This is a genomic window from Streptococcus sp. k-402, assembly GCF_013277515.1.
GTDB lineage: Bacteria > Bacillota > Bacilli > Lactobacillales > Streptococcaceae > Streptococcus.
The window spans coordinates 303,422-312,374 of sequence record NZ_VMNB01000004.1 but is presented as its reverse complement, the minus strand read 5'-3'; the positions used below and the strand labels follow the sequence as shown (position 1 = coordinate 312,374).

General features: G+C 43.0%; 9 protein-coding genes and 1 pseudogene. 9 read left to right on the top strand and 1 reads right to left on the bottom strand.

What is annotated here, in order from left to right:
* Positions 1-1,048: IS30 family transposase (locus tag HT724_RS04320; protein WP_173293550.1), on the bottom strand; the 1,048-nt coding region annotated here is incomplete at its 3' end.
* A gap of 231 nt (positions 1,049-1,279) precedes the next feature.
* On the opposite strand from HT724_RS04320, the gene HT724_RS04315 reads away from it, so the two are divergent.
* From HT724_RS04315 to HT724_RS04275, 9 genes and pseudogenes are all read left to right on the top strand, one after another.
* Positions 1,280-2,473 (top strand): O-antigen ligase, encoded by a 1,194-nt coding sequence (locus HT724_RS04315; RefSeq protein ID WP_064275733.1) that lies wholly within the window; start codon positions 1,280-1,282, stop codon positions 2,471-2,473.
* A 145-nt stretch (positions 2,474-2,618) separates the two neighbouring features.
* The gene (locus HT724_RS04310; RefSeq protein WP_173276476.1) at positions 2,619-3,062 is read left to right on the top strand and encodes a MarR family transcriptional regulator; all 444 of its coding nucleotides are present in this window, start codon (positions 2,619-2,621) and stop codon (positions 3,060-3,062) included.
* Positions 3,063-3,099: 37 nt separating this feature from the next.
* Positions 3,100-3,288: pseudogene (locus HT724_RS04305) on the top strand (polyketide cyclase); the annotation flags it as partial.
* A gap of 14 nt (positions 3,289-3,302) precedes the next feature.
* The gene (locus HT724_RS04300) at positions 3,303-4,031 is read left to right on the top strand and encodes an ABC transporter ATP-binding protein (protein WP_173276478.1); all 729 of its coding nucleotides are present in this window, start codon (positions 3,303-3,305) and stop codon (positions 4,029-4,031) included.
* Positions 4,024-5,544 carry an ABC transporter permease/substrate-binding protein gene (locus HT724_RS04295; RefSeq protein WP_173276479.1) on the top strand — a complete coding sequence of 507 codons (1,521 nt, stop codon included), beginning with the start codon at positions 4,024-4,026 and terminating at the stop codon, positions 5,542-5,544. The genes HT724_RS04300 and HT724_RS04295 overlap by 8 nt, the downstream gene beginning before the upstream one ends.
* Before the next feature lie 333 nt (positions 5,545-5,877).
* Entirely contained in the window at positions 5,878-6,480 is a 603-nt protein-coding gene (locus tag HT724_RS04290; protein ID WP_173276480.1) for an ECF transporter S component, read from the top strand.
* A complete protein-coding gene (locus tag HT724_RS04285) occupies positions 6,480-7,271 on the top strand; it encodes an energy-coupling factor transporter transmembrane component T (protein ID WP_173276481.1) in 792 nt (263 codons plus the stop codon). The genes HT724_RS04290 and HT724_RS04285 overlap by 1 nt, the downstream gene beginning before the upstream one ends.
* Positions 7,247-8,083 carry an ABC transporter ATP-binding protein gene (locus HT724_RS04280; protein ID WP_125389182.1) on the top strand — a complete coding sequence of 279 codons (837 nt, stop codon included), beginning with the start codon at positions 7,247-7,249 and terminating at the stop codon, positions 8,081-8,083. The genes HT724_RS04285 and HT724_RS04280 overlap by 25 nt, the downstream gene beginning before the upstream one ends.
* Entirely contained in the window at positions 8,070-8,870 is an 801-nt protein-coding gene (locus tag HT724_RS04275; RefSeq protein ID WP_000103848.1) for an ABC transporter ATP-binding protein, read from the top strand. The genes HT724_RS04280 and HT724_RS04275 overlap by 14 nt, the downstream gene beginning before the upstream one ends.
* Positions 8,871-8,953 lie beyond the last annotated feature (83 nt).

Sequence of the window (8,953 nt, the reverse complement as noted above, 5' to 3'; positions counted from 1 at the left end):
ACTTTCCATTCAAAGCAGCGCGTTTGACACTGTTGACATGCGAACAGACGAGATTGATGTCCTCTTGAGTTAAGTTATCAAAAGAAGTTCCCTTAGGTAGAATGTCGCGAATCAGCGTGTGATTTTTCTCAATTCTCCCTTTCTGGTCAGAGCGATTAGGGTCACAAAAGAAGAGTTTACTCTCTCCTCGCACATCCATTTCGATATCATCGACCCTGGCAAACTCTCCACCATTATCTGTCAGGATGACAGGGAAGAGTTGGAAGAAATCTTTGTCGGCTTGATGAAGAGTGTTCTTGATGTCATAGAGGTGTTTGGTAACCTCAAGGGCAGTTTTATTATCCAGAAGTCTAGCGAAGATAAAGTTACAGAAAGAGAGATTGAAGGTGAGTAGGACTTTCCCTCCCATCCTGCCCATAACGGTGTCCATTTCCAGCCAAGAGTCTAGTTGATTAAGAGATAAATAGTTTTGGAAATCCTCATAGGAACGGCCTTTTTTAGCTTCTTTAGGGATGGAAGGTAGCTTACTTTTCCGTCTTTCTTTGAATTTAACGGCTCTAGCAAGGTCAATAGGAGCGATAGATAGGTATCCTTTTCGGATGTGTCGATAGACGGTTGAGGAGCTGACATCAAGGTTATGAGTTTTGAGGATATGATAGATGTGTTGTCCCTTTTTAACACCATCAGAAATGACTTTGTCCATGTCCCAGAAGGTCTTGGAATTGAGGGGAGCTCCTTCACGAGCTTCGACAAGAGTTTGTTCGTATTGTTTTTGAGCTTGTTTAGCGAGGTAGAAGATCTTCTTATAGCCACAATTTTGTCTTCTTTTAGGGCAACCGTTACAGACAAAGGGAGCCTTATCGAGTAGAGGGCAAGGAAGGTTATGGCATGTAGACTCTCGGACTTGTCTGTTTCGTTTGACTTCTTTGGAAACAGTGGTCGGGTCTTTTAGAATGGATTGTCCAATAGCTTTGAAGGTTTCACCGCGCTCTAAGCCCAGTTGGATATCATTGCGGTCTGAAAGGGTAAGGTGTTTATGTTTTGTCATAGTAGACCTCATTTCTAATTCAAACGTCTCATACTTAATTCCACCATAAAAATCCGTTTTAGACTAATTTCCACTTTGGTCAGGCAAGTGGAAGTTACTTTGAGAAGTTACGTTTGCTCCCTTTTTTACCTAGTAAACGTTTCCTTTGTTTTCAAATTGCTAAAAAAGTGGTACAATATAGGATAGCTTACTATTATCTGAATCAACTGATTTGGAGAGAAAGGATTCGTTTTGAAATCAATAGGCTTTATTGAAAAGCTGAAAGGGTTGTCTAGTAAAGAGCTGATTTTATTGGGAATTATCCTGAGTATCTTTTTACCCTTTTATCTTTTTGTAGTTGTATTCTGTTTATATATTATTAGTTTGATTTTTACAGGAGACATGAAAAGTATTCTTCAGAAAATGGGGGAGCATCCGATGCTGCTTCTTTTTCTTGGCTATAGTACTGTTATATCCGTTTTTGCACAAAATTGGATGGGAGTTGTAGCTTCAGTAGGAATTTTTCTATTTACTGTTTTCTTTTTGCATTATCAGTCGATTTTATCACATAAATTCTTTCGATTGATTTTGCAGCTCGTCTTGTTTGGTAGCGTCTTGTCAGCTGCTTTTGCGAGTTTAGAACATTTCCAAATTGTGAAGAAATTCAACTATGCTTTTCTTTCACCCAATATGCAGGTGTGGCATCAGAATCGTGCAGAAGTGACCTTCTTTAATCCTAATTATTATGGAATTATTTGTTGTTTCTGTATCATGATTGCCTTCTATCTGTTTACAACGACCAAGTTGAATTGGTTGAAAGTATTCTGTGTGATTGCAGGCTTTGTGAATCTCTTTGGTTTGAACTTTACGCAAAATCGAACTGCATTTCCTGCTATTATCGCTGGAGCAATCATCTATCTCTTTACGACCATTAAAAACTGGAAGGCCTTTTGGCTTAGTATTGGGGTCTTTGCGATTGGCTTGAGCTTCCTCTTTTCCAGTGATTTGGGAGTTCGGATGGGGACTTTAGATTCTTCTATGGAAGAACGCATTTCTATCTGGGATGCTGGGATGGCCTTGTTTAAGCAAAATCCTTTTTGGGGTGAGGGGCCATTGACCTACATGCACTCGTATCCTCGGATAAATGCTCCTTATCATGAACATGCTCACAGCCTTTATATTGATACGATTCTGAGTTACGGAATTGTGGGGACCATTTTATTAGTTTTATCTTCTGTTGCTCCTGTTCGCTTGATGATGGATATGAGTCAGGAGTCGGGGAAACGTCCGATTATCGGTCTTTATCTGTCTTTCCTTACAGTGGTTGCTGTGCATGGAATCTTTGACTTGGCCCTCTTCTGGATTCAGTCAGGTTTCATTTTCTTGCTAGTTATGTGCAGTATTCCATTGGAGCATCGAACGTTGGTTTCGGACATGACGGATTAAGTTTTATAAGATTGAAATCTTCTACCTTGGGTAGGAGATTTTTTTACTGGGAAAAATTATTTCTAAATCGAAATAGTTGACAGATGGAATGATGAGTGTTACAATTGTCTTATTCGTTTCGATATCGAAATAAATTGGAGGTGTCATGAAAGATAGTCATTTGGTAGCCCATCATATTCGTTTGTTGAATGGGAGGATTTTTCAAAAGTTACTGAGCCAAGATCCTGAGGCTCTTTATAGGGGTGAACAGGGCAAGATTTTAGCGGTTTTATGGAATAGTGAAACTGGCTGTGCAACTGCGACAGATATCGCGCTTGCAACTGGGCTTGCGAATAATACTCTGACGACTATGATAAAAAAGTTAGAGGAACAAAAGCTTGTAATTGTTAGTCCGTGTGGGAAAGACAAGCGTAAGAAGTATTTAGTTTTAACGGAGTTAGGCAAGTCCCAGAAAGAAGTGGGGCATCGTGTCAGTCAGAAATTGGATACGATTTTTTACAAAGGATTTTCAGAGGAAGAAATTCGGCAATTTGAAGCCTTTCAAGAAAGAATTTTGGCAAATCTGAAAGAGAAGGCAAATGAGGATTAAAATAGATCAAATTAGCTGTTTATAAGTAAAGGCCGCTTTCGACTTTGTTTTCCAACTCTTAGGACAAGGAAACTATGTGGTTAGCTCTGGTCAGACTCAGATTGATGGTGATGCCTGTGCCCAGTGCGATATCTTCCGTTTAGAGAACGGGAAAATTGTGGAGCATTGGGATAATAAGGAAGTCATACCTAAGGTAGCAGACTTGACCAATAGAGGGAAGTTTTAAATTGAGGATACAGAATGATTGAATACAAAAATGTAGCTTTACGTTACACAGAAAAAGATGTTTTGAGAGATGTTAATTTACGGATTGATAATGGCGAGTTTATGGTTTTAGTTGGGCCATCTGGCTCAGGTAAGACGACCATGATTAAGATGATTAACCGTCTCTTGGAACCAACTGACGGAAATATTTATATGGATGGCAAGCGCATCAAAGACTATAACGAGCGGGAGCTTCGTCTTTCTACTGGTTATGTTTTACAGGCTATTGCTCTCTTTCCAAATCTAACGGTTGCGGAAAATATTGCCCTGATTCCTGAGATGAAGGGCTGGACTAAGGAAGAAATTGCTCAGAAAACAGAAGAGCTTTTGGCTAAGGTTGGTTTACCAGTGGCTGAGTATGGGCATCGACTTCCGAGTGAATTATCTGGTGGAGAACAGCAACGGGTCGGTATTGTCCGAGCCATGATTGGTCAGCCTAAGATTCTCCTCATGGATGAGCCTTTTTCGGCTCTTGATGCTATTTCGAGAAAACAGTTGCAGGTTCTGACGAAAGAATTGCATAAAGAGTTTGGGATGACAACTATTTTTGTAACCCATGATACGGATGAAGCCTTGAAATTGGCGGACCGTATTGCTGTCTTGCAGGATGGAGAGATTCGTCAGGTGGCGAATCCCGAGACGATTTTAAAAGCGCCTGCAACAGACTTTGTAGCAGACTTGTTTGGAGGTAGTGTTCATGACTAATTTAATTACAACTTTTCAGGATCGTTTTAGTGATTGGTTGACAGCTCTATCTCAACATTTACAGTTGTCACTGTTGACCTTGTTACTCGCTATTTTTATTTCGATTCCCTTGGCTGTTTCTCTTCGCTATCATGAGAAGTTAGCTGACTGGGTCTTGCAGATTGCAGGTATTTTTCAGACTATTCCGTCTCTAGCCTTATTGGGGCTCTTTATCCCCTTGATGGGAATTGGAACCTTGCCGGCTTTGACAGCTCTAGTGATTTATGCGATTTTCCCGATTTTGCAAAATACCATCACTGGACTCAAGGGAATTGATCCGAGTCTGCAAGAGGCTGGGATTGCCTTTGGGATGACTAGATGGGAACGTCTCAAGAAGTTTGAAATTCCACTTGCCATGCCTGTTATCATGTCTGGAATTAGGACGGCAGCTGTCTTGACTATCGGTACGGCAACCTTGGCGGCCTTGATTGGGGCAGGGGGACTGGGTTCCTTTATCCTTTTGGGAATTGACCGTAATAATGCCAGTCTGATTTTGATTGGGGCACTTTCTTCTGCAGTGCTTGCCATTGCCTTTAACTTCCTACTAAAAGTGATGGAAAAGGCAAAATTGCGAACGATTTTTTCTGGTTTTGCCTTGGTGACCATATTGCTCGGTCTGTCTTATAGTCCAGCCCTCTTAGCTCAAAAAGAGAAAGAAAACTTGGTTATTGCTGGGAAATTGGGGCCAGAACCAGAAATTTTGGCCAATATGTATAAACTCCTCATTGAAGAAAATACCAACATGACTGCGACTGTTAAACCGAATTTTGGGGCAACAAATTTTCTTTATGAAGCTCTGAAAAAAGGGGATATTGACATTTATCCAGAGTTTACTGGTACGATTACTGGAAGTTTACTTCAACCATCACCTAAAGTGGAACATGAACCAGATCAGGTTTATCAAGTGGCGCGTGATGGCATTGCCAAACAGGATCATCTAGCCTATCTCAAACCCATGTCCTATCAAAATACTTACGCTGTAGCTGTTCCGAAAAAGATTGCTCAAGAATATGGCTTAAAGACCATTTCGGACTTGAAAAAAGTGGAAGGACAGCTGAAGGCAGGATTTACTCTCGAATTTAATGACCGTGAGGATGGAAATAAGGGCTTGCAAACTCTCTACGGCCTTAACCTCAATGTGACAACCCTGGAGCCAGCCCTTCGCTATCAAGCTATTCAGTCAGGTGATATTCAAATCACGGATGCCTATTCGACTGATGCGGAATTGGCGCGTTATGATTTACAGGTCTTGGAAGATGACAAGCAACTCTTCCCACCTTATCAAGGGGCTCCACTCATGAAAGAAGCTCTTCTCAAGAAACATCCAGAGTTGGAAACTGTTCTTAATAAATTGGCTGGTAAGTTTACAGAAAGCCAGATGAGCCAGCTCAACTACAAAGTCGGTGTTGAAGGCAAGTCAGCAGAACAAGTAGCCAAGGAGTTTCTACAAGAACAAGGTTTGTTGAAGAAATAGTTTGAAAATGTCAAACTCAACTTTGTTAAACGACTATATAGAAAACTGCTCAGACAATGTCGTCTGGGCTTTTTTGAGGTGAGAATTACTGAATGTCACTTAAAATGGAAAGAAAGAGAAAATTTTCAGGAATTTCTAAAATTTAACTGTAAACACACTTGGCTATTCATAAAATAGGTGTATAATGTGTTGTGAACTACTTAACAAATAAGGATTTTCAACTCATGTCGACTAAGGTTAGAAATCTTGTGTATAGACAGTTCATTATCTAATAGAGCCTTGCGTCCGAAAGTCTATCCAGACACGGCTCTTTAAAAACAAAAGGAGAAGATTATGAAAACAGAACCGATTCATCGTACCAGTATGTGGAAATTTAAGTTAAGTGCTGCCACCATGACTTTGATTCCCGCTGCCGTGGGGATTAACTATGTTGCCAAAGCCTTGGCGGAGGGATTAAAGTTGCCCGTTTGGCTGGGGTCTTTGGGAACCTTTCTTGCCAGCATGTTGGTTGGGCCGGTTGCCGGTGCCATTAGTGGTTTCATCAACAACGTGATCTATGGGCTGACCTTATCGCCAATTTCAACCGTGTATGCGATTACCAGCATCGGAATTGGGATTGCTGTCGGAGTTTTGCACGCCAAAGGGTGGTTCTCGTCAGCGCGACGAGTATTTGTTTCTGCTATTATTATTGCCATCGTTTCAGCTGTCATTTCAACGCCACTCAACGTCATCTTTTGGGGTGGTCAGACCGGTATCGCTTGGGGTGACTTATTGTTTGCGGTAATGGTCGCCAATCATGTACCAGTGTGGCTGGCCTCATTTACCGATGAGTTTGTCTTGGATATTTTGGATAAAGTCTGCGTGGCCTACCTGGCATTCTTCATCTATCGTCAGCTACCGAAGCGGATGGTGCACTTCTTTAGCGATGATAAATGATGACTGATAAAACATTGATTTCTGGAGCGCCACGGGTCAAGCTCAAGTGGTACCAGGTGATCGATCCGATTACTAAGCTCTTGTTCATCTTGGACATGACGTTGTTGAGTTTTGCCAGTATGAATTTATTGCTTCAGGCCGGATTAATTCTTGTCGCAACACTGCTATTGTTATTTTCCAAATTGAGTTCTACCACCTTTAAGGCGCTGGGATTCAGCCTGTTTCTGATTTGCACCATGCTGATCATCCAAGGGTTATTTTACAGTCGGAATCAAACTGTGCTGTTTTCTGTGCTTGGGGTGTCGTTCTACAAAGAAGGCCTGATTTACGCCACCACTCTGGGTTGTCGAGTATTGGTGATTATTTTGACCAGTGGCTTTTTTATGGTGACCACGAGTATTTCAGAAAACGCGGCCTATTTGGAACTGTCCGGATTGTCTTATAAAACCGTCTACGTTTTGATGTCGGTGTGTTATATTTTGCCGGAAATGATGCGCAATATGCGGAAAATCCAGCAGGCACAAAAAGTTCGCGGAACCAATCCGCAAAAAACGTTGATTCAGAAATTAAAGTCAGTCCTGCCGGTTCTAATTCCATTGGTGATTAAGACCTTGGATCAATCGATGACGCGGTCGATTTCTCTCCAACTGAGAGGTTTTGATAATCTCAACCGGACTGTCAGAACCTCCCAGCGCGTGTATCGCCTGTCGCGGACGCTGCACATTGGTCTGACTGGATTGGCAATTTTATTGATTGGGTGGAAGATATGGACGAAGATAAAAGGATTGTAATTGAAAATTTGACCACCCGTTATCCGGGTACTGAGCAACCACAACTGCGTCAGATTAACGCGGAGGTTCATACCGGCCAGGTGGTTGGGATTATCGGGAATAGCCACTCCGGCAAATCGACTTTGTGCCGTGTGCTGGCAGGGGTCATTCCCAAAATTGTGTCTGCTGAGATTGAGGGCGATTGGCACATGTTTGGCCAGAGAGTGTCCGACAATTGGCCCGTTTATAATGCCATGAATGGAGTTGTACTGCAAAATCCAGCTGGCCAACTAAGCGGGTTGGCAGACACGGTTGCCGATGAAATCGCCTTTGACTTGATTAATCAGGGAATGGCTGAAGGACTGATTCAAAAACGGGTTGAAGAAGTTGCCACGCAAATGGGGCTGATTGAACAGCTGAATTTGCGTCCCGAGAGCCTTTCCGGTGGTCAGATCCAGCGGTTGGCAATTGCCACGGCGATTGTGGCTAATCCAGCTGTTTTGATTATGGATGATCCGACCAGTGAGATGGATCCCCTTGGCCGCCGGCAATTTTTCCAATGGCTGGCCCAAGTCAAAGAGACGACTGTCTTCATTGTCACCAGTGAAATTGACGATTTGTGCGAAGTCGCCGACGTTGTGTGGGTGTTGCACGAGGGTCAAATGGTAGCCCAGGGCAGGCCGGGTGAGGTGTTTAATCATTTGGCAACTGACTGGCAGATTCCAGCCCCGACAATCCAGCAACTTGCTCAAAAAATGGATTGGCACTTGGCTGATGGCCGGTATCCGGTGAATTACGCTGATCTGAAGGAGGTTCGTTATGTCCACAATTGAACTGAGCCACCTGACGTTCACTTATCCGGAACGGTCCTTTAGCTTGGATGTTGAAGACAAACACTTCGCCGATCCGATGGTGGCGATTGTCGGCCAAAATGGTGCCGGCAAATCAACGCTCTTCAAATTGTTGACGGGCTTGCTGACACCACAAACCGGTGTGATTAAGATCGATGGAGAAAATTTTAATGATCTTAAACCAGTCGAAAAGTTACTGAAGGTTGGGATTACTTTTCAGAATCCTGACGATCAGCTTTTCAACCCGACCGTTCAACGAGAGGTGGAGTGGAATGTCGCGCAGGTCATGGATGACCACGACACGATTACGAGGCGGGCTTTAGCGGCTCTAAAAAGAGTTGGCTTGGATGATAAAACAGCTGAAAGTCCATATGACCTGTCATTGTCGGAACGCAAGCTGTTGAGCGTTGCCACAGTTTTGGCAGTGGATCCGGCGATTTATTTATTTGATGAGCCGATGATGTCGCTTGATTGGGAAAGCCGGCGCAAGTTGACCGCAATTTTCCATCAGTTGGCTGATTCGGGCCACCAAGTTGTGACCATCACCCATGACATGGATTGGGTCGCCGCCGAGTTTGAGTCGGTGTATGTTATGGAACACGGGAAGTTTGGCTTCGCCGGCAGTCCACGGGAATTGTTCAGCAATCACGAACTTGTCCAGCGAGTGGGATTACTACCACCGCGGATTATGGACATAGCGGAGTCGCTGGGTGATTCACAGACATATTTATCGGTTAATGATTATTGCCAGAAAAATCGAGATGTATAGAAAAAGTCACCTCTGCGGGTTTTCCAGGTTGAAGGATTAACTTCAGCTTCTGGCAAGAACTCACATGGGTGACTTTTGTGTTT